Here is a 19,175-nt window from a genome sequence, read left to right as displayed (position 1 = left end):
GGAGGACTGCCCATGCCCACCCTGTCACTCCCACGTGCCGTCGGCCCCCGCGCGGGCGCCACAGTCGTCCTCACCGCCCTCGCCGCGGCGGGTGCGTCCTGGGTGGTGGCGCCGAGCGCGGTGGCCCAGGGGGAGAACGGCGACATCAGGGTCCACGACGAACGGCATCTCAACGGAACGGCGCTCGTCGGGTCGGCCAAGGACGATCCTGTGGTGTGCAGGTTCTATCTGGAGGCCGTCAACTTCGACACGCTCACCAGCGTCCTGTACACCATCACTCCACAGCCCCCGTTGCCCACCGCCGCCACCGTCACCGGAACCATCCAGCTGGCCGCGGGCGCCGGGCACACCGATCCGCTGGGTCTCGCTGACGGCCAGTACAAGGTCAGCTGGACCGTGGGCACGCCGCCGGCCGTGAAGGAGAAGGTCTTCCGCGTCAACTGCCACGACGGCAAGCTGGACGGGGCGCCCGGCGGCCAGATCGAGGACCACCAGCAGGGCGGCCAGGACCACCAGCAGAACAATCAGCAGGGCGGCCAGGACCACCAGCGGAACGACCAGAACAACGGGTCCTGGGGAGGCCAGGACGACCACGACGGCCCGAAGGGCGGTGTGCACGCGGGCGGCGGCGGTCTCATCGACAGGGCGGCCGCGTACTCGCCGGTCACCGCGGCGGCGGCCGTCGGTCTGGTCGCGGTCTGCGGTGCCGTGTACGTCCGGCTGATCCGCCGGCGGCCCCATGGTGCCGCGTAGGCGCGGACGCAGGCCCTGGTACCGGACCCGCGCCTACCGCCTCGCCAGGACCGCCGCGCTCGTGGTCGTCCTGGTGATGGTGGTGGGCCGGTGCGGGGGACACGACACGCCCCCCGGGGCCGTCCGGGCAGGCGGCCCGGATGCCTCCCGTGCCGACGGCCGGGGCGCGGGCCATGACGGCTCCGGTGCGGACGGCGCCGCTCCCCCCGCCAGTCCGACGCCCCCGCCCCGCCCGCTGCCCCGGTCCCGGCCGACGTCCCTCCGCATTCCCTCGCTGGGCGTCGACGCCCCGATCGCGGCGCTCCGGCTCGACCAGGACCGGCATCTGCAGACGCCACCGGTCGACCGGCCCCAGCTGGTCGGCTGGTACGAGGGCGGCCCCACACCGGGCGAGCCGGGCACCGCGATCGCCGTCGGCCACCGCGACACCACGACCGGTCCCGCCGTCTTCGCCGCGCTCGCCCATGTCACGCCCGGCAAGCTCATCGAGGCCGGACGTGCGGACGGCCGTACCGCCGTCTACACCGTGGACCAGGTGAAGGTCTTCGACAAGGCGGACTTCCCGGACGAGGAGGTCTACGCCCCGACCCGGCGCCCCGAACTCCGCGTACTGACCTGCGGCGGCCTCTTCAGCCGGCGGACGGGCTACACCAGCAACGTGGTGGTCTTCGCCCACCTGACGGCGACGAAGTGACCGGAGGCGGGGGAAGGGCCGAAGCGGCCCGAACCAGATCCTCCGCTTTCCCGGCTGCCTGCGCCGGAGCGGAGCATGACGTGCCGTGTCTTCCCCCGGCCGGGCACATTCCGTTAACTTCCGTGACTCACAAGCCCCGTACGACCCGCACGGGGCCTTCGGACACGGAGCAGCGGCGCTCCGGACAGCCCCCGGGGGCGGCAGCCATGACACGCGCCATCTCTCTGCACGACGTGAGCAAGTCCTACGCACGCGGCCCGCGCGTGGTGGACCGGCTCTCGCTGGACATCACGCCCGGCGAGTTCCTGGTCCTGCTCGGCCCGTCCGGCTGTGGCAAGTCCACCGTGCTGCGGATGATCGCCGGCCTGGAGGACATCGACGAGGGCGTGCTGCTGCTCGACGGCGAGCACGCCAACCACTGGCAGCCCTCCGAGCGCGGCATGGCCATAGTCTTCCAGAACTTCGCCCTCTACCCGAACATGACCAGCCGCGACAACATCGGCTTCCCGCTGCGCATCGAGGCTCCCGGCACCGACCCCTCCCCGCGCGTCACGGCCACCGCCCGCATGCTCGGCATCGAGGACCTCCTCGACCGCTTCCCCGGCCAGCTCTCCGGCGGTGAGCGGCAGCGGGTCGCCATGGGCCGGGCCATCTCCCGCCACCCCTCCGCCTTCCTGATGGACGAGCCGCTGTCCAACCTGGACGCCAAGCTCCGCAACCACCTGCGCACCGAGATATCCCGGCTGACCCGCGAGCTGGCGGTCACGACGGTCTACGTCACCCACGACCAGGCCGAGGCGATGTCCCTCGGCGACCGGGTCGCCGTGCTGCGCGGCGGGGTCCTCCAGCAGGTCGGCACCCCGCGCGAGGTCTACGCGCTGCCCCGCAACGTCTTCGTCGCCGCCTTCATCGGCATCCCGCGCATCAACCTGCTGCGCGGCCTGGTCCGCGCCCCGCTGGACGGCGCCATGACCGTCAGCCTGGGCAAGCAGTACCTGCGCCTGCCCGAACCGCTGTCCCTGGACCACCAGTTGCTGCGGGTGCAGCAGGGCCGTGAGGTCATCGTCGGGCTGCGCTCGGAGGCCGTCCGCATTGCCCGGCACGGCTCCGCCCGGCCCGGCGAGGTGCCGCTCACCGGGCTGGTCGAGCACGTGGAGTTCCAGGGGCACGAGGTCCTCGTCCACTTCGACACCGGCTCCAGCCCCGCCGTCGTACCCGAACTCGAGGCTCCGCGCCCGGCCGCCCGGCCCGCGCGCCGCCGGCGCAGGGAGAGTCTGGGCGTGCTGGACCGGCTCCGGGAGCGGGCGGGGTCGCTGCGCGCCGGTCCGGTGGTGGTGCTCGAACACCCCGACGACGCCGAGCCGGAACCCGCCCCCACGGAGGGCCGCCTCCCCGGCGACCTGGTGGTCCGCACCACCCCGGACATCCGGCTGCACCGCGGCATGCAGGTCCCGCTCCTCGTCGACCTCGCCCACCTCTTCGTCTTCGACCAGCACGGCGACCGCATCTGCCCGTCCCCCGACCGGCTGCCCGACCTGGAGGAGTGAGCGGCCGCCCGCCCGGCGATGATGAGTCCCGAGTGCGTCTGGCGCGTAAAAACTATCGCCGCTAGTTTGTGTGCCGGACCACGCGGACCCGCCGGGAGGAAGCAGCATGAAGGCACACGACGGCCTGTACATCGACGGCGCATGGCGCCCCGCCGAGGGCAGGGACGTGATCGAGGTCGTGAACCCGGCCGACGAGCAGGTCATCGGCCGGGTGCCGGCAGGGTCCGCGCTGGACGTCGACACCGCCGTCCGCGCGGCCCGCGCCGCCCTCCCCGGCTGGGCGGCCACAGCGCCGGCCGAGCGCGCCGCACGCCTCTCCGCCCTCCGGGACGCCCTGGTGGCGCGCAAGGACGAGATCGCCGAGACGGTCACCGCCGAGCTGGGCTCCCCGCTGCAGTTCTCGCAGATGGTGCACGCGGGCGTGCCGATCGCGGTCGCCGGCTCCTACGCCGAGCTGGCCGTCGGCCACCCGTTCGAGGAGAAGGTCGGCAACTCCACCGTCCTGCACGAGCCGATCGGCGTGGTCGGCGCGATCACCCCCTGGAACTACCCCCTGCACCAGATCGTCGCCAAGGTCGCCCCGGCCCTCGCCGCGGGCTGCACGATCGTCCTCAAGCCCGCCGAGGACACCCCGCTCACCGCACAGCTCTTCGCCGAGGCCGTGCACGAGGCGGGCGTACCCGCCGGTGTCTTCAACCTGGTCACCGGGCTCGGACCGGTCGCGGGCCAGGCGCTCGCCGAACACCCGGGCGTGGACCTGGTCTCCTTCACCGGCTCCACCGCGGTCGGCAGGAAGATCGGCGCGGCGGCGGGCGCTGCCGTCAAGAAGGTGGCCCTCGAACTCGGCGGCAAGTCCGCCAACGTCATCCTGCCGAGCGCCGACCTCGCCAAGGCGGTGAACGTCGGTGTCGCCAACGTGATGTCCAACTCCGGCCAGACGTGCAGCGCCTGGACCCGCATGCTGGTCCACCGTGACCGGTACGACGAGGCCGTCGAGCTGGCGGCCGGCGCGGCCGCCAAGTACGGCGACCGCATCGGCCCGGTCGTCAACGCCAGGCAGCAGGCCCGGGTGCGCGGTTACATCGAGCAGGGCATCGCCGAGGGCGCCCGCCTGGTCGCGGGCGGCCCCGACAGCCCGCGCGAGAAGGGCTACTTCGTCAGCCCGACCGTCTTCGCCGACGTCACCCCCGACATGACCGTCGCCCAGGAGGAGATCTTCGGCCCGGTCCTCACCGTCCTCCGCTACGAGGACGAGGAGGACGCCCTGCGCATCGCCAACGGCACGGTGTACGGCCTCGCCGGTGCCGTCTGGGCCGGTGACGAGGCCGAGGCCGTCGCCTTCGCCCGCCGTATGGACACCGGCCAGGTCGACATCAACGGCGGCCGGTTCAACCCCCTGGCCCCCTTCGGCGGCTACAAGCAGTCCGGGGTCGGCCGGGAACTCGGCGCCCACGGACTCGCCGAGTACCTGCAGACCAAGTCCCTCCAGTTCTAAGGAAGTTCGCGAGTCATGGCCGTACGAGCCGCTGTCCTGCCCGCCATCGGCGCCCCGCTGGAGATCACCGCCGTCGAGCTGCCCGACCCGGGCCCCGGGCAGGTCCGGGTCCGCCTCGCCGCCGCCGGCGTCTGCCACTCCGACCTGTCCCTGTCCAACGGCACCATGCGCGTGCCCGCCCCGGCGGTCCTCGGCCACGAGGGCGCCGGCACGGTCGTGGCGGTCGGGGAGGGCGTCACCCACGTCTCGCCCGGCGCCTCCGTGGTTCTCAACTGGGCTCCCTCCTGCGGCAGTTGCCACGCCTGCACGCTCGGCGAGGTCTGGCTGTGCGCCAACGCCCTGAACGGAGCCGCCGACGTCTACGCCCGCACCGTCGACGGCACCGACCTGCACCCCGGTCTGAACGTGGCCGCCTTCGCCGAGGAGACGGTGGTCTCCGCGTCCTGCGTGCTGCCCCTGCCGGACGGGGTGCCGCTGGTGGACGCCGCCCTCCTCGGCTGCGCCGTCCTCACCGGCTACGGCGCCGTCCACCATTCGGCGCAGGTCCGCCCCGGCGAGACCGTCGCCGTGTTCGGAGTCGGCGGGGTCGGCCTCGCCACCCTCCAGTCGGCCCGCATCGCGGGCGCGTCCCGGATCATCGCCGTCGACGTCTCCCCGGAGAAGGAGGAGCTGGCCCGCGCGGCCGGTGCCACGGACTACGTCGTCGCCTCCGACACGACCTCCCGCGAGATCCGCGCCCTCACCGGCAAGCAGGGCGTCGACGTCGCCGTGGAGTGTGTCGGCCGCGCGGTCAGCATCCGCGCGGCCTGGGACTCCACCCGCCGGGGCGGCCGTACGACGGTCGTCGGCATCGGCGGCAAGGACCAGGAGGTCACCTTCAACGCCCTGGAGATCTTCCACTGGGGCCGCACCCTGTCCGGCTGTGTGTACGGCAACACCGACCCGGCCCGCGACCTGCCGGTGCTCGCCGCGCACGTGCGGGAGGGCCGCCTTGACCTCTCCGCGCTGGTCACCGAGCGGATCGCCCTCGAAGGCATCCCGGCCGCCTTCGAGAACATGCTCGCGGGCAAGGGCGGCCGGGCGCTGGTGGTGTTCTGAGGCGCGGGAGCCTCAGGGCACCTTCTCGGGTCGCGGCTCCTGTCCGGCCGCGACCCGGGCCGTACGGCCGGCGCGCGCCCGGGACCGGGACACCGCCACACCGGCGAGGCACAGCACACCGCCCACGAGCGTGAGCGCGCCCGGCACCTCACCGAGCATCAGCCACGACATCAGCACGACCAGCGCCGGCACCGCGTACGTCGTCGCGCCCATCCGGCTGGCGGTGGTGCGGGCGAGGGCGTACGCCCAGGTGGTGAAGGCGAGCGCGGTCGGAAAGACGCCCAGGTAGACCATGCCGAGGGTGGCCGACACGGGCGCGTGCGCGGCCTGGTGCGCCAACTGCCCGGCGAACGGCAGGCACGCCACCGTCCCGACCAGACACCCGAACGTCGTCACCTGCAGGGCGCTCGCATGTCCCAGGGCCGGCTTCTGCGTGACGACACCCGCGGCGTACGCCATCGCGGCGAGCAGGCACAGCACCACACCCAGCACCGAGGACCCGCCGCCGCCCGACATCGACAGCCCCACGGTCACCGCGCCCGCGAACGACACCGCCATCCCGGCCAGGAGCCTGGGCGGCATCGGATCACCGAGCAGCCGGGCGCCCAGCAGGGCGATCAGCAGCGGGCCGACGTTCACGACGAGGGCCGCGGTACCGGCGTCCACCTGCTGCTCGCCCCAGTTCAGGACGACCATGTAGAAGCCGAACCACAGCAGCCCGGACAGCAGGATCCCGCGCCAGGCGGCTCTCGGGGGCAGCCCTTTTCCGCGTACGCCCCAGATGAGTCCCAGAGCGACCGCGCCCGACGCCAGCCGGCCCAGGGCCAGCGCGCCGGGGGAGTACTCCTGCCCCGCACTGCGGATCGCCACGAAGGCCGACGCCCACAGGACGACGGTCACGATCGCCGCACAGGCGGGCAGCAGCCGGGCGCGACCACGGTCGGCGTTCATCATTCTCCCGAGGTTGGAGACCGGCCGGGTTCCGGACCGGCGGAATTCGGACGGGACGCAGCCACGCGTGGGCGCGAGCAATCACGACGGACCCGCACCCGGCGAACCAACGCACAGCCCGCCCCGGCAGCCGCACTCAGCACAGCTCGCCCGGCGAAATGCCCAGCAGCGCCGACAACTCCCGCTCCCCCGACGGAGTCACTTTCACGGCCCGGGCGGAGCCCACCCGCACGCACCACCCCGCCTCCAGCACGTGCCGGCACAGCGCGGCCCCCGCCGCCCCCGCCAGGTGGGGCCGCCGCTCGGTCCAGTCGAGGCACGCGCGGGCCGGCGGGCGCCGCCGGTTCGACAGGTCGAGGGCGATCCCGGCCGCGCCGAACCACTCCACCCCCGCGTCCGTCAGCGCGAACCCGGTGTCCTGCCGCAGCAGCCCCCGGAGGGTCAGCGCGTCGGTGACCGCGACACCGAGCCGCCCCGCGAGATGGTCGTAGCACGTGCGTCCCCGTGCCATCGCGGCCCCGGCGCTCGACGCCCGCAGCGAGCGTGGCCGTACCTCCGCCGGAGGCACCTGGGCGGCCAGTTCCTCCACCAGCCCCGCCACGCGCGCGTCGGCGAGCCGTACGTACCGGTGCCGCCCCTGCCGCTCCTCGTCGAGCAGGCCGCCGGCCACCAGCTTCCCCAGGTGCTCGCTCAGCGTGGACGCGGCGACCCCGGCGTGCCGGGCCAGCTCACCGGCCGTCCAGGCACGCCCGTCGAGCAGCGCCAGCAGACACGCGGCCCGGGTCTCGTCGGCCACCAGTGCGGCCAGTGCGGCGAGCCCGGCCGCCCGGGGGTCCTTGGTGGTCATGCACCCAGCATGCGGCACCGACACTTCGGCACCCGCCGAACCGTCCCGGCACGCCCCGACCCTTCCCCGCACGCCGCCGGCCTTCCCTACACGATCTGCCGCACCTGCTCGTACTGCTGCGCCAGTCCGTCCAGCAGCGCCGACAGCCCCGCCTCGAAGGCCCGCTCGTCGATCTTCTCCTGCTGCTCGGCGAGCAGGTGCGCCTGGCCCAGGTGGGGGTAGTCGGCGGGGTCGTACGCGCTCGCGTCGTCCACGAAACCCCCGGCGAACGAGCCGAGGGCGGAGCCCATGATGAAGTACCGCATCAGCGCGCCGATGGAGGTCGCCTGCGCCGGCGGCCAGCCCGCGTCGACCATCGCGCCGTACACCGCGTCCGCCAGCCGCAGCGCGGCGGGGCGCCGGCCCGGGCCGCGCGCGAGGACCGGGACGATGTTCGGGTGGTCGCGCAGGGCGGCCCGGTAGGAGACCGCCCAGTCGTGCAGCGCGGTGCGCCAGTCGCGGCCGTCCTCGAACATCGACAGGTCGACCAGCCCGCTCACCGAGTCCGCGACCGCCTCCAGGATCTCGTCCTTGGTGGCGAAATGGTTGTAGAGCGAGGGCCCGCTCACCCCCAGCTCGGCGGCGAGCCGGCGGGTGGAGACGGCCGCCAGGCCCTCCCGGTCCACGAGGTCGCGGGCCGTCTCGACGATCCGGTCGGTGCTGAGGAGGGGCTTGCGCGGTCGGGCCATGGCGCACATAGTAGGGCTGCGACTGGAAACTAGCAGTGCTAATTTAAATGTACGGCTTTCAAGATCTATCGGGTGTGGGTGATCGCGTGGTGCATCTGGGGCTCAGTGAGGAGCAGACCGCCGTACGGCAGCTCGCCCGGGACTTCGTGGAGCGCGAGATCGCCCCCCACACGGTCGCCTGGGACCGGGCCGAGGAGGTCGACCGGGGCATCGTGAAGAAGCTCGGCGAGGTCGGCTTCCTCGGGCTGACCGTCGACGAGGAGTACGGCGGCTCGGGCGGCGACCACCTCGCGTACTGCCTGGTCACCGAGGAACTGGGCCGCGGGGACTCGTCGGTCCGCGGCATCGTCTCCGTCTCCCTCGGGCTCGTCGCCAAGACGATCGCCGCCTGGGGGACCGAGGAGCAGAAGCGGCGCTGGCTGCCGGGACTGACCGCGGGCGACCACGTGGGCTGCTTCGGCCTCACCGAGCCCGGCACCGGCTCCGACGCGGGCAACCTCACCACCCGCGCCGTACGCGACGGCGACGACTTCGTGATCAACGGCAGCAAGATGTTCATCACCAACGGCACCTGGGCCGATGTCGTCCTCCTCTTCGCCCGCTCCACCGACGCCCCCGGCCACAAGGGCGTCAGCGCCTTCCTCGTGCCCGCCGACACCCCCGGCCTGGCCCGCCGGGCCGTCCACGGCAAGCTCGGCCTGCGCGGCCAGGCCACCGCCGAGCTGGTGCTGGAGGATGTCCGCGTGCCCGCCTCGGCGATGCTGGGAGAGGAGGGCAAGGGCTTCTCGGTCGCCATGTCCGCGCTCGCCAAGGGGCGGATGTCGGTGGCCGCGGGCTGTGTGGGCATAGCCCAGGCCGCGCTGGACGCGGCCGTCGGGTACGCCGGCGAGCGTGAGCAGTTCGGCAAGCCCATCGCCGGCCACCAGCTGGTGCAGGAGCTGATCAGCGACATCGCCGTCGACGTGGACGCCGCCCGGCTGCTCACCTGGCGGGTCGCCGACCTCATCGACCGCGGGCAGCCGTTCGCCGTCGAGTCCTCCAAGGCCAAGCTGTTCGCCTCCGAAGCCGCCGTCCGCGCCGCCAACAACGCCCTGCAGGTCTTCGGCGGCTACGGCTACATCGACGAGTACCCGGCCGGCAAGCTCCTGCGGGACGCCCGCGTGATGACCCTCTACGAGGGCACCAGCCAGATCCAGAAGCTGCTCATCGGCCGTTCCCTGACGGGGGTTTCGGCCTTCTGAGTAGCGGTCTGAGTAGGTGTGCGGATGTGGCCGCGGCCACGTCCGCCGATGCTCGGAGCATGAGTGACACACCGGTCAAGCAGCAGAGCACGGCCGCCTTCTACGGTCAGGCCGTCGCTTCGTTCTCCGTCGCCCTCCTGGCGACCGCCTCCGGCATCCTCCGGCTGGACGCCGGCGCCTGGGTGCGCGGCTTCCTCGGCATCGCCGTCCTGTACCTGGTCACCTCCGCCTTCACCCTCGCCAAGGTGATCCGGGACCGGCAGGAGGCCGGCCGGATCGTCAGCCGCGTCGACCAGGCCCGGCTGGAGAAGCTGCTGGCCGAACACGATCCCTTCGAAAAGCTCTGACCGGCTGCACTAAGCGCCCGCTCACCGTCGGCGGTATGGTGGTGCTCCTGTCATCGAGAGGGGCGAGCGAGCGATGAGTACGGCGGAGGAGACGACCGGCGGCGAAGTGGAGCCGTGGGAAGAGGTCACCCCTGACGCGGCACGGCGGCTGCTCGTCGCCGCCGTGGAGGCCTTCGCCGAGCGCGGCTACCACGCGACGACGACCCGCGACATCGCGGGCCGCGCCGGCATGAGCCCGGCCGCGCTCTACATCCACTACAAGACCAAGGAAGAGCTGCTCCACCGGATCAGCCGCATCGGTCACGACAAGGCCCTGGACATCCTGCGCACGGCGGCGCAGCGCGAGGGCACCGCGGCCGAGCGGCTCGCCGACGCGGTCGGCTCCTTCGTCCGCTGGCACGCCGGGCGGCGCACCACCGCGCGGGTCGTGCAGTACGAGCTCGACGCGCTCGGCCCCGAGGCCCGCGCCGAGATCGTCGCGCTGCGCCGCCAGGTCGACGCGGAGGTGCGCGGGATCGTCGAGGACGGGGTGGCCGCGGGCGAGTTCGACGTGCTCGACGTCCAGGGCACCACGCTCGCCATCCTGTCTCTGTGCATCGACGTGGCCCGCTGGTTCACCGTGAACGGCCCGCGCACCCCCGAGGAGGTCGGCGCGCTCTACGCCGACCTCGTGCTGCGGATGGTCGGGGCGAAGTAGCCCCGGCCGCGGCCCCTGGGGCCACCGGGGCCGCTACAGGTAGTACCGGGACACCGACTCCGCGACGCACACCGGCTTGTCGCCGCCCTCGCGCTCCACGGTGAAGGCGACCGTCACCTGGACGCCGCCGGCGACGTCCTCGACACCGGTGATCTTCGCGGTGGCGCGCAGTCGGGAGCCGACGGGGACCGGGGCGGGGAAGCGGACCTTGTTCGTGCCGTAGTTGACGCCCATCTTCACGCCCTCGACGCTGATCAGCTGCGGTCCGAAGACCGGGAGCAGCGAGAGCGTGAGATAGCCGTGCGCGATCGTCGTCCCGAACGGCCCCGCGGCGGCCTTCTCCGGGTCCACGTGGATCCACTGGTGATCCCCGGTCGCCTCGGCGAACAGATCGATCCGCTTCTGGTCGACCTCCAGCCAGTCGCTGTAACCCAGCTGCTCGCCCACGGCCGCCTTCAGCTCGTCGGGGGAGGTGAAGGTCCTCGGTTCTGCCATGTTCCCGGCCTCTCGCTCGCGCGTCTCGCTCACGTCTCTAAGCAACTGCTTAGCATGGTCGCGTCCGGGGCGCCTGTCAACGGATCCCGGTCGGTACCGGACCGCTAGGCTCTCAGGAGTGCCGCAGATTCCCGAGAAGATCCACGAGCTGACCGTCGGACAGCTGTCCGCGCGCAGCGGCGCCGCCGTGTCCGCCCTGCACTTCTACGAGTCCAAGGGCCTGATCAGCAGCCGCCGCACGTCCGGCAATCAGCGCCGCTACAGCCGTGACACCCTGCGCCGGGTCGCCTTCGTCCGCGCGGCCCAGCGGGTCGGCATTCCGCTGGCCACGATCAGGGACGCGCTGGCGGAGCTCCCCGAGGAACGGACCCCCACGCGGGAGGACTGGGCCCGGCTGTCGGAGAAGTGGCGGTCGGAGCTCGATGAACGCATCAAGCAGCTGAACCGGCTGCGCGATCACCTGACCGACTGCATCGGGTGCGGGTGCCTGTCGCTGGAGAACTGCGTCCTGTCCAACCCCGACGACGTGTTCGGCGAACGGCTGACGGGGTCGAGACTTCTGGCGGAGGGGCCCTGAAACTCCTGCCCTGAGGAGGGGCGCCGAGGCCCCCCTCCGCCGACGGCCCCTCACTCGTACTCCGTGCCACCCTTGCGCGTCAGATACGCCGGACTGACCGCCTTGGCGATGGCACGCCCCCCGGTCACCGTGCTGTACCGCTCCGCCGCGGGCCGTATCACCACACCCTCGCGCAGATGCAGCCCCCGCCCGGACACCGTCTCGCGTCCGCTCGCGAACTCCCGCACCCGCTCGATGTCGTACGGCCCCGCGTACAGCCGGGGCACCACCGGCAGCTCCCCCTCCAGCAGCTCCGCCGCGTCGAGCCAGCGCACGGTGCCGTCGATCTCCGCCGAGACGTCGAACGCCGCGTACCCCAGCGTCTCCCGCCGTCCGTCGGCCCCGTACGTCAGGTCCTGCACGCCCGCGCCGTACACCTCACCGAAGACGCCGACCCGGCGCGCTCCGAGCCGCTCGGCCAGCCGGGCGGCCACCTCCGCGACCCCGTGTCCACGCACCGCCCGCCAGTACAGGTTCCGTGGATCCTCGCGCAGCGCCAGGGACTTGGCGCCGAAGCCCTTGGAGGAGACGTGCACCCGCCCCTCGCCGGCGACGTACGTCAGCAGGCACGCCGAACCGTGCAGCTTCTCCGTGAGGACGACCGGCTCGCCCGGCGTGAAGATGTCCGGGTAGCGCTGGATGTTCTCGATGTCGACCCAGGGCAGCAGATCGGGAGCGGACTCCACCTCGCCGTTCATCGTCGGCGGGACCGGCGGCACCCACTTGACGATGCCCAGCCGCTCGGCGAAGTCCGCGCCCTCGGCCGCCGCGCGGGCCAGGTCGACGTCGGCCAGCGCCTTCGGCCGGCACACGATGCCCTGCGACAGCTCCCCGCGCAGCCGTACGGCCTTGACCCGGTTGGCCTCGCCGCCCGCGAGCCGCCCGGTCAGACCCAGCTCCTCGATCAGGGCGTGCGGGAGCACGGCCTGCTCGGGGATGTAGAGGGCGGCCTCACCGGTGCGGTACGCGCCCTTGGCGACGACGGCCCGGTACAGGCCCACCTGGGCCAGCTCGAGCGCGTCGGCGTTCGGATGCTCGTGGACGGTCAGCACTTCGGCGGTGACCCGCAGCGTGGACATGGGACTCCCCGTGTTCATCGGTTCGGTTTCATCGCCTCCACTGTCCGGACGGAAACCGGCTGGAGCGAGGGGATTTGAGGCTGGTAGCGTCACCCTCTTCGGCCGGCGGCGACGCCGTGCACGGAGTACCGGACGGGGATCCACTCCCATGCGTACGCCCGCCCTCACCGCCGCGCTCGCGGACATCGACACCGCCTTCGACGGGTGCACGAGCCCCGGCGAGACCGGCTGCGGCCGCTGTCACCTCCCCGAGGAGACCGCCTATCTGCGCACGCCGTCCGTGCGCGTGCCCCTGGACGTGGTGAAGATGTACCTCTGCGAGGTGTCCGACCACTTCGACGACCAGGCCGCCGCCATGCGGCGCCTGCTGCCGGACGCGGCACGGGCGATGGCCGACGGCACCCTGGACGGCCTCGGCTGGGAGACACAAGCCCTGAGCGGGGCGGAGCGGCGCTCCTGGTCCGCCGAACAGGTCTCGGCCCTGGAGGCGTTCGTCCTCGTGTGGTGGCAGGAGGTGCTCACGGTTCCCGAGCCGCCGTACCCGGTCGAGGACGTCTTCGAGGTCTGCGCCAAGATCCTGCGCACGATGACTCCGCTGCTCGACCGGTGGGAGCCGGGTCCCGTCGCCGACACCCATCTGGTCGGCTGTGCGGACACCTGGCTGTACGACCTGGTCGGGGACCAGTGGCCGTTCCGCTGGTGGGACCCGGACGACGAGGCCGCCGCAATCGCCGAGCTCCAGTGCTGGCTCGCCCGGCACGCGGCCGGCCGCCTGCGGGACCGGGGCGAGACGGACCTCGCGAAACGCGCCGAGCTGGTGGGGCTGCCCTACGACGAGCGCTGGAACGACCGGTACTGGGCCAGCCCCTCCGCCACCAACTGAGCGTTGGACGCGGCCCGTCCGCCGTCCGGCAGGAGCAGCGTGTCCTCCAGGCCGATCCGGGTGGCGAGGCCCAGCCGGCCGGCCAGCCGCAGCACCGGCCAGGTGCCGCCCTCCTCGCCGTGCAGCAGCACCGGCCGGCCGTGGGCGGTGCCCAGCTCGGTCAGCAGGGCCCGCGCCGAGGCCTCGGCGGTCGCCGGGTCCGGGTCGGTCACCTCCGCCAGCACCCGCAGCACCCGCGGCGCCAGCGGCGATGCGGCGAACCGGGCTGCGCCGTCGGTGCCGGACCAGATGCCCGCCTCCACGCCCACGCCACGGTCGAGCAGCGCGGCGGCGACCTCCTCGGCGCCCCGCTCATGCCAGTTGACGGAGGCGAAGTCGGGCAGCGCCGACCAACTGCGCACCCGGGCGAGGCGGGCCGCCGGATCGGGCTCCGCCCAGGCGCCCGTCGTCACCCCGACCGGCACCGGCACCCGCGCCCGGATCGCCTCCAGTGTCGGCGCGAGCACGCGCGGGGAGAGGCTGTCATGCCCGCACGGCGACCTGGGGTGGACATGGACCGACGTGGCTCCGGTCTCGACGGCCTCCGCCGCGGAGCGGGCCAGTTCCTGCGGGGACAGCGGCACCGCCGCACTCTCGGCGGCCGAACGGCGTCCGTTGAGACACACCTGCACCTGCACCATGACCCGATGGTGCCAGGCACCAATCATGAGCGGGGGCACGGCATCCCCTGCGCACCCCCGGTGAAACGCCCCGGTGGAACCCCCCGTTGCACCGCGGCGGTCAGGCAGACATCAACAGCTGTCCCCGCCGGGCGTACTGCAGAGCCCGCGGGGAGAGCACGGGGCGGGGCACGAGGATCCCGCAGTCCGTGCAGACCGGGCCGGACGACGGTGCGTGGTCCAGTCCGTACTTCCAGAGCAGCCGTTCCCCGCCGCACACCGGGCAGCACGAGCCCGGCTCGCGCTCCAGCGCGGCGATCAGCCGGCGCAGCACGTCGGCCAGCGGCCCGTCGGGGTGGATGCGCGGGTCGTCGCACCAGGCGACCCCGAACCCGCCCCAGGTGAGCCGGTGCCAGTCGTCCACGCTGCCGGGGCGGCGCAGCCCGTCGTGCTTCTCCTTCCTGCGCCGCTCGGTGAAATCGGTCTCGTAGGCCAGCCAGACGGAACGGGCCTCCTCCAGCTCCTCCAGCGCGGCCACGAGCCGCGCCGGGTCGGGGGAGCGGTCCTCCGGGCCGAAGCCCGCCCGGGAACACAGGTGGTCCCAGGTCGCCCGATGCCCGTAAGGAGCGAACTTCTCAAGGCACTTGCGCAGTGAGTACCGCCGCAGCGCCAGATCACAGCCCGGATCGCGTACCTGTCTCGCCAGACTCCGGAAACCGGCCATCGTCCTGCACCTCCGTCACACCTGCACCTGTACTTCGGTCACTTCGGCGTCTTGCACGGGCGTCGCCGAATAGACGTATCGACAGGCGATTTGGCTCCATCTCTTCTCGAGGCTCTTCCTGCGGACTCCGAAAAGTGACGCATGTTCATCTTCAAACTCGGGGATACCGGCGGTAACGTGCGCCCACCCCTGTCGCTAGGAGCTGCCATGCCACGGCGAACCCCACGTACCGCCCTTGACAGACTGAGAACGTCCCGCCGCTTTCCCGGGTTCCTGAAGACGGCGTCGATATGCGTCCTCGTCGCCGGACTTCTCTCCCCGCTCACCCAGACGGCGTCCGCCGCCCAGGCCACCGCCTCGAACGACTACTGCGGCGGGCAGTGCTCGGACATCCTGCCGCCCGGTGAGAACGGCAACGCGACGCTCGCCCAGATCCTGCTCAACCAGGCCTTCGGCACCCAGCCCTCGCACGCCGAGGACCAGCTCGGCCCCTACGCCAACCTGGCCAAGGGCTACTCGGGCCTGACCGACGCGACGATCAACTCCTTCTTCAACGACGCCTCGTTCGGCGTCCCGTCCGACCAGGTCGCCTCCACCGAGAAGCCGGGCGGGCGCGGTGACGTGACGATCGTCCGGGACAAGAAGAGCGGTGTGCCGCACATCACGGGCACCACCCGGTACGGCACCGAGTACGGCGCCGGATTCGCGGCGGCCGAGGACCGCCTCTGGCTGATGGACGTCTTCCGGCACGTCGGCCGCGGCCAGCTGACCTCCTTCGCCGGCGGCGCCGCCGCCAACCAGGGCCTGGAGCAGCAGTTCTACCGCAGCGCGCCGTACACCGAGGCCGACCTCCAGGCGCAGATCGACAACGCCGTCGCCAAGAACGGGGCGCGCGGCCGGCAGGCCCTCGACGACGTCAACGCCTACCTCGACGGAGTCAACGCCTACATCGACGCCTCCGACAGCGGCCGTTACTTCCCCGGCGAGTACGACCTGACCGGCCACAAGGACCCGATCACCAACGCCGGCACCATCCAGCACTTCAAGGTCACCGACCTCGTGGCGCTGGCCTCCGTCATCGGCTCCCTGTTCGGCTCCGGCGGGGGCGGCGAGGTCAACAACGCCCTCTCCCTGATCGCCGCCCAGGCCAAGTACGGCGTCGAGGAGGGCACCAAGGTCTGGGAGTCCTTCCGCGAGCGCAACGACCCCGAGGCCGCCCTCACCGTCCACGGCGGCGAGAGCTTCCCGTACGCCACCAAGCCCGCCGACGCCAAGGGCGAGGCCCTGCCCGACGCCGGCTCGGTGACCGAGGAACCGCTCGTCTACGACCGCACCGGCAGCGCCGGCGGCTCGGTGGCGAAGAACGCCTCCGGCAGCGCCGCCAGGAGCGCACTGGGCTCCGCCAGGCGCGGCATGTCCAACGCCCTCGTGGTGAGCGGCAAGCACACGGCGAGCGGCCACCCGATCGCCGTCTTCGGGCCGCAGACGGGCTACTTCGCCCCACAGCTGCTGATGCTCCAGGAGATCCAGGGCCCGGGCATCAGCGCCCGAGGCGCCTCCTTCGCGGGTCTGAGCATGTACGTCGAACTGGGCCGCGGCCAGGACTACTCCTGGAGCGCGACCACTTCCGGCCAGGACATCATCGACACCTACGCCGTCGAGCTGTGCCAGGACGACTACCACTACCTGTACCACGGCACCTGCACGGCCATGGACAAGCTCGAGCAGAAGAACTCCTGGTCGCCGACGACGGCGGACGGCACGCCCGCGGGGTCGTACACGATGCGGGTGTGGCGGACGAAGTACGGGCCGGTGGAGTACCGGGCGACCGTCGGCGGCAAGAAGGTCGCCTACACCAGCCTGCGGTCGTCGTACCTGCACGAGGCCGACTCGATCATCGGCTTCCAGATGCTGAACGACCCCGGCTACGTCAAGGGACCCCAGGACTTCCAGAGCGCTGCGCAGCACATCAACTACACCTTCAACTGGTTCTACGCCGACTCCCAGCACACCGCGTACTACAACAGCGGTGACAACCCGGTCCGCGCCTCCGGTGTCGACGCCGAGTTCCCGGTCTGGGCGCAGCCCGCGTACGAGTGGCGGAACTGGGACCCGGCCGGCAACACCGCCGACTACACCCCGGCCTCCGCCCACCCCAATTCCGTCGACCAGGACTACTACATCTCCTGGAACAACAAGCAGGCCAAGGACTACACGACCGCGTCCTGGGGCGACGGCTCCGTGCACCGCGGCAACCTGCTCGACGACCGGGTGAAGAAACTGGTCGCCGCCGGCGGGGTGACCCGTACGAAGCTCGTCCAGGCCATGGCGGACGCGGCCCTCGCCGACCTGCGCGCCGAGGACGTGCTGCCGAAGCTGCTCAAGGTGATCAACTCCTCGCCGGTGACCGACTCCACGGCCGCCGACGCGGTGGGCAAGCTGCAGGCCTGGGTGACGGCGGGCGCCAAGCGCACCGAGACCTCCGCCGGTTCGAAGGCCTACGCGAACGCCGACGCGATCCGCATCCTGGACGCCTGGTGGCCGCTGCTGGTCAAGGCGGAGTTCGAACCGGGCCTCGGCAGCGACCTGTACACCGCGATCACCAACGGCATCCCCGTGGACGAGGCACCGTCCGCCGGGCACGGCCCGACCGGCTCGCACGCCGGAAGCTCCTTCCAGTACGGCTGGTGGAGCTATGTCGACAAGGACATCCGGGCGGTGCTGGGCGAGTCCGTGCAGGGCGGCCTGGCGCACGAGTACTGCGGCGGCGGCAGCCTCGGCGCCTGCCGTGACACCCTGATCAGCACCCTGAAGCAGGCGGCCGGCGCCACCGCCGTCCAGGTCTACCCGGGCGACGACCAGTGCTCGGCCGGCGACCAGTGGTGCGCCGACTCGATCGTCCAGCGCACCCTGGGCGGCATCAAGCACGGCAAGATCAGCTGGCAGAACCGGCCGACCTTCCAGCAGGTCGTGGAGTACACGTCACACCGCTGAGGTGACCCCGGCGGCGGGTCAGGCGATACGGCCCGCCGCCAGGACCACCCGCGCCAGCTCGGGGTGCAGGATGTCGCTGTGCGCCCCGGCCGGCGGGCCGCCCCGCCGGACGACGGCCGCCGCGTCCACGTTCACGCACCCCGACGCCGGCAGCGCCCCGCCCAGCGCCGCCGCGAGGTCGAGGCGGGCGGTGTCCGGCACCGCCTGCACCCCGTCGTGGCCCATGGCGCCCCACCGCGGACCCAGCACCGCCGCGATCTCGCCGCCCGCGCACGACCGGTCGTCCCCGGCCAGCCGGGAGGCGAGCGGATAGAACGTGCCGAGCGCCGAGTCGAAGTGCGAATGGCAGCACACCAGCGGCCCGTCGATCCGCCCCTGGCGGTCCTTGAGCGCACCGGCCCTGTGGGCGTCCTGCGGCAGCCGGTCCGCGAACGCGTAGTGCGAGAAGGCGCCCTGGAGGAGGGTCACCGACTTCACCGTACGCACCCCGTCCGTCAGTCCGAGCAGTGCGAACGCCACCAGCCGCCCGCCGAAGCTGTGCCCGGCCAGATGCACCCGCACCCCGGGCGCCGCCTGGGCCAACTGCCCGAGCAGCGGCCCGAGTCCGTGCTCGCCGACCGTCCCGGCGCGCCGCTTCATCGCGTAGTACGTCGCCTGCCGCAGCAGCTCCTTGGCACCGTCCCAGGGGTTCGGGATGCCGAACCCGGCCGGTGCGCCCGGGGACCCCACCGCGGCGAGCGCCTCGGCGAACTCGTCGCACGCGTTCGCCGGGTCCCCGGTGAGGACGGCCGGCTCGCCGTCCTCACCGGTGTCGCCCATGCCGGGGCGCTCCCCGTCCGCCAGCAGCCGCACCAGCCGCCCGAACTCCGTCAACCCCTGCTCGCCGGTGGGGCGTTCGTCCAGCATCCGGGCCAGCTGGTCGATCACGGGCGCGCGGCCCGGGAACGCCTCCAGCAGCGCGCGCCGGGTGTCCTTGTCCAGCGCCGGGCGCGGCACCGCCTCCGCCTCCACGGCCGCCACGGACTTCGGGAAGTCGGGGATCGGCTCGTCGCTGAACCGCATCGACGGCCAGATCACACCCACGTACCCGAGGCGGGCCTTCGGCGCCAGCCGGGGGATCGGTGCGAAGAACCGGCGGTAGAGCGCGGTCGCGCCGGAGCGGTCGTTGTTCCAGCCGTGGGCGAAGACGATCAGGTCACGGACGCCGTGCTCCGTGACCTGCGCCAGCAGCCGGTCGCGTTCGGGGCCGTCCACGTCCCCGTCCGCGTCGAAGGTCAGCTCCCAGTAGGGAGTCACGCTCATCCCAGGATCCGCCATGCCAGGCTCC

General features: G+C 72.5%; 19 protein-coding genes. 11 read left to right on the top strand and 8 right to left on the bottom strand.

What is annotated here, in order from left to right; all coding sequences use genetic code 11:
* Positions 1 to 12 precede the first annotated feature (12 nt).
* The 5 genes from ACIHEJ_RS22305 to ACIHEJ_RS22285 all read left to right on the top strand — a co-directional run bounded on the left by ACIHEJ_RS22305 (position 13) and on the right by ACIHEJ_RS22285 (position 5,587).
* Positions 13 to 753, top strand: a complete 741-nt coding sequence (locus tag ACIHEJ_RS22305; RefSeq protein ID WP_400138210.1) for a hypothetical protein — start codon at positions 13 to 15, stop codon at positions 751 to 753.
* Complete coding sequence (locus ACIHEJ_RS22300) at positions 740 to 1,447, top strand: class F sortase (RefSeq protein WP_400138209.1); 708 nt, start codon at positions 740 to 742, stop codon at positions 1,445 to 1,447. The genes ACIHEJ_RS22305 and ACIHEJ_RS22300 overlap by 14 nt, the downstream gene beginning before the upstream one ends.
* 206 nt (positions 1,448 to 1,653) lie before the next feature.
* Entirely contained in the window at positions 1,654 to 2,994 is a 1,341-nt protein-coding gene (locus tag ACIHEJ_RS22295; RefSeq protein WP_400138208.1) for an ABC transporter ATP-binding protein, read from the top strand.
* Between the two features lie 106 nt (positions 2,995 to 3,100).
* Positions 3,101 to 4,489 carry an aldehyde dehydrogenase family protein gene (locus ACIHEJ_RS22290; RefSeq protein ID WP_400138207.1) on the top strand — a complete coding sequence of 463 codons (1,389 nt, stop codon included), beginning with the start codon at positions 3,101 to 3,103 and terminating at the stop codon, positions 4,487 to 4,489.
* A gap of 15 nt (positions 4,490 to 4,504) precedes the next feature.
* Positions 4,505 to 5,587, top strand: coding sequence for a Zn-dependent alcohol dehydrogenase (locus ACIHEJ_RS22285; protein ID WP_400138206.1), 1,083 nt, complete (start codon positions 4,505 to 4,507; stop codon positions 5,585 to 5,587).
* 12 nt (positions 5,588 to 5,599) lie between these two features.
* Here ACIHEJ_RS22285 and ACIHEJ_RS22280 read toward each other — a convergent pair whose 3' ends face one another.
* The 3 genes from ACIHEJ_RS22280 to ACIHEJ_RS22270 all read right to left on the bottom strand — a co-directional run bounded on the left by ACIHEJ_RS22280 (position 5,600) and on the right by ACIHEJ_RS22270 (position 8,113).
* Positions 5,600 to 6,538: a DMT family transporter gene (locus ACIHEJ_RS22280; protein WP_400138310.1), complete on the bottom strand. Its 939-nt coding sequence runs from the start codon at positions 6,536 to 6,538 to the stop codon at positions 5,600 to 5,602.
* 136 nt (positions 6,539 to 6,674) lie between these two features.
* The gene (locus ACIHEJ_RS22275; protein ID WP_400138205.1) at positions 6,675 to 7,385 is read right to left on the bottom strand and encodes an ArsR/SmtB family transcription factor; all 711 of its coding nucleotides are present in this window, start codon (positions 7,383 to 7,385) and stop codon (positions 6,675 to 6,677) included.
* An 86-nt stretch (positions 7,386 to 7,471) separates the two neighbouring features.
* A complete protein-coding gene (locus tag ACIHEJ_RS22270; protein WP_400138204.1) occupies positions 7,472 to 8,113 on the bottom strand; it encodes a TetR/AcrR family transcriptional regulator in 642 nt (213 codons plus the stop codon).
* Between the two features lie 89 nt (positions 8,114 to 8,202).
* Here ACIHEJ_RS22270 and ACIHEJ_RS22265 point away from each other — a divergent pair, with 89 nt between their 5' ends.
* From ACIHEJ_RS22265 to ACIHEJ_RS22255, 3 genes are all read left to right on the top strand, one after another.
* A complete protein-coding gene (locus ACIHEJ_RS22265) occupies positions 8,203 to 9,354 on the top strand; it encodes an acyl-CoA dehydrogenase family protein (protein WP_400138309.1) in 1,152 nt (383 codons plus the stop codon).
* A 59-nt stretch (positions 9,355 to 9,413) separates the two neighbouring features.
* Positions 9,414 to 9,701 (top strand): YiaA/YiaB family inner membrane protein, encoded by a 288-nt coding sequence (locus ACIHEJ_RS22260; RefSeq protein WP_400138203.1) that lies wholly within the window; start codon positions 9,414 to 9,416, stop codon positions 9,699 to 9,701.
* A 73-nt stretch (positions 9,702 to 9,774) separates the two neighbouring features.
* Positions 9,775 to 10,398, top strand: a complete 624-nt coding sequence (locus ACIHEJ_RS22255) for a TetR/AcrR family transcriptional regulator (RefSeq protein WP_400138202.1) — start codon at positions 9,775 to 9,777, stop codon at positions 10,396 to 10,398.
* Between the two features lie 33 nt (positions 10,399 to 10,431).
* Here ACIHEJ_RS22255 and ACIHEJ_RS22250 read toward each other — a convergent pair whose 3' ends face one another.
* The gene (locus tag ACIHEJ_RS22250; protein WP_400138308.1) at positions 10,432 to 10,893 is read right to left on the bottom strand and encodes a MaoC family dehydratase; all 462 of its coding nucleotides are present in this window, start codon (positions 10,891 to 10,893) and stop codon (positions 10,432 to 10,434) included.
* 118 nt (positions 10,894 to 11,011) lie between these two features.
* Between ACIHEJ_RS22250 and soxR the strand changes: the two genes are divergently transcribed.
* Positions 11,012 to 11,470: a redox-sensitive transcriptional activator SoxR gene (gene soxR / locus ACIHEJ_RS22245; protein WP_400138201.1), complete on the top strand. Its 459-nt coding sequence runs from the start codon at positions 11,012 to 11,014 to the stop codon at positions 11,468 to 11,470.
* 50 nt (positions 11,471 to 11,520) lie between these two features.
* Here soxR and ACIHEJ_RS22240 read toward each other — a convergent pair whose 3' ends face one another.
* The gene (locus ACIHEJ_RS22240; protein WP_400138200.1) at positions 11,521 to 12,588 is read right to left on the bottom strand and encodes an RNA ligase (ATP); all 1,068 of its coding nucleotides are present in this window, start codon (positions 12,586 to 12,588) and stop codon (positions 11,521 to 11,523) included.
* 148 nt (positions 12,589 to 12,736) lie between these two features.
* Between ACIHEJ_RS22240 and ACIHEJ_RS22235 the strand changes: the two genes are divergently transcribed.
* Entirely contained in the window at positions 12,737 to 13,471 is a 735-nt protein-coding gene (locus ACIHEJ_RS22235; protein ID WP_400138199.1) for a hypothetical protein, read from the top strand.
* On the opposite strand, the gene ACIHEJ_RS22230 is transcribed toward ACIHEJ_RS22235, so the two are convergent.
* Positions 13,417 to 14,151, bottom strand: coding sequence for a 3-keto-5-aminohexanoate cleavage protein (locus ACIHEJ_RS22230; protein WP_400138198.1), 735 nt, complete (start codon positions 14,149 to 14,151; stop codon positions 13,417 to 13,419). The genes ACIHEJ_RS22235 and ACIHEJ_RS22230 overlap by 55 nt on opposite strands.
* Before the next feature lie 100 nt (positions 14,152 to 14,251).
* On the bottom strand, positions 14,252 to 14,854 hold the full coding sequence (locus ACIHEJ_RS22225; protein WP_400138197.1) for a hypothetical protein: 603 nt from the start codon (positions 14,852 to 14,854) through the stop codon (positions 14,252 to 14,254).
* Positions 14,855 to 15,061: 207 nt separating this feature from the next.
* Between ACIHEJ_RS22225 and ACIHEJ_RS22220 the strand changes: the two genes are divergently transcribed.
* Complete coding sequence (locus tag ACIHEJ_RS22220) at positions 15,062 to 17,848, top strand: penicillin acylase family protein (protein WP_400138196.1); 2,787 nt, start codon at positions 15,062 to 15,064, stop codon at positions 17,846 to 17,848.
* A gap of 18 nt (positions 17,849 to 17,866) precedes the next feature.
* On the opposite strand, the gene ACIHEJ_RS22215 is transcribed toward ACIHEJ_RS22220, so the two are convergent.
* Positions 17,867 to 19,165: a serine-threonine protein kinase gene (locus ACIHEJ_RS22215; RefSeq protein ID WP_400138195.1), complete on the bottom strand. Its 1,299-nt coding sequence runs from the start codon at positions 19,163 to 19,165 to the stop codon at positions 17,867 to 17,869.
* Positions 19,166 to 19,175 lie beyond the last annotated feature (10 nt).

Origin of the sequence: Streptomyces sp. NPDC052301 (assembly GCF_044593395.1) — a bacterium.
Taxonomy (GTDB): Bacteria; Actinomycetota; Actinomycetes; order Streptomycetales; family Streptomycetaceae; genus Streptomyces.
This window is presented reverse-complemented; position numbering and strand designations above follow the sequence as displayed.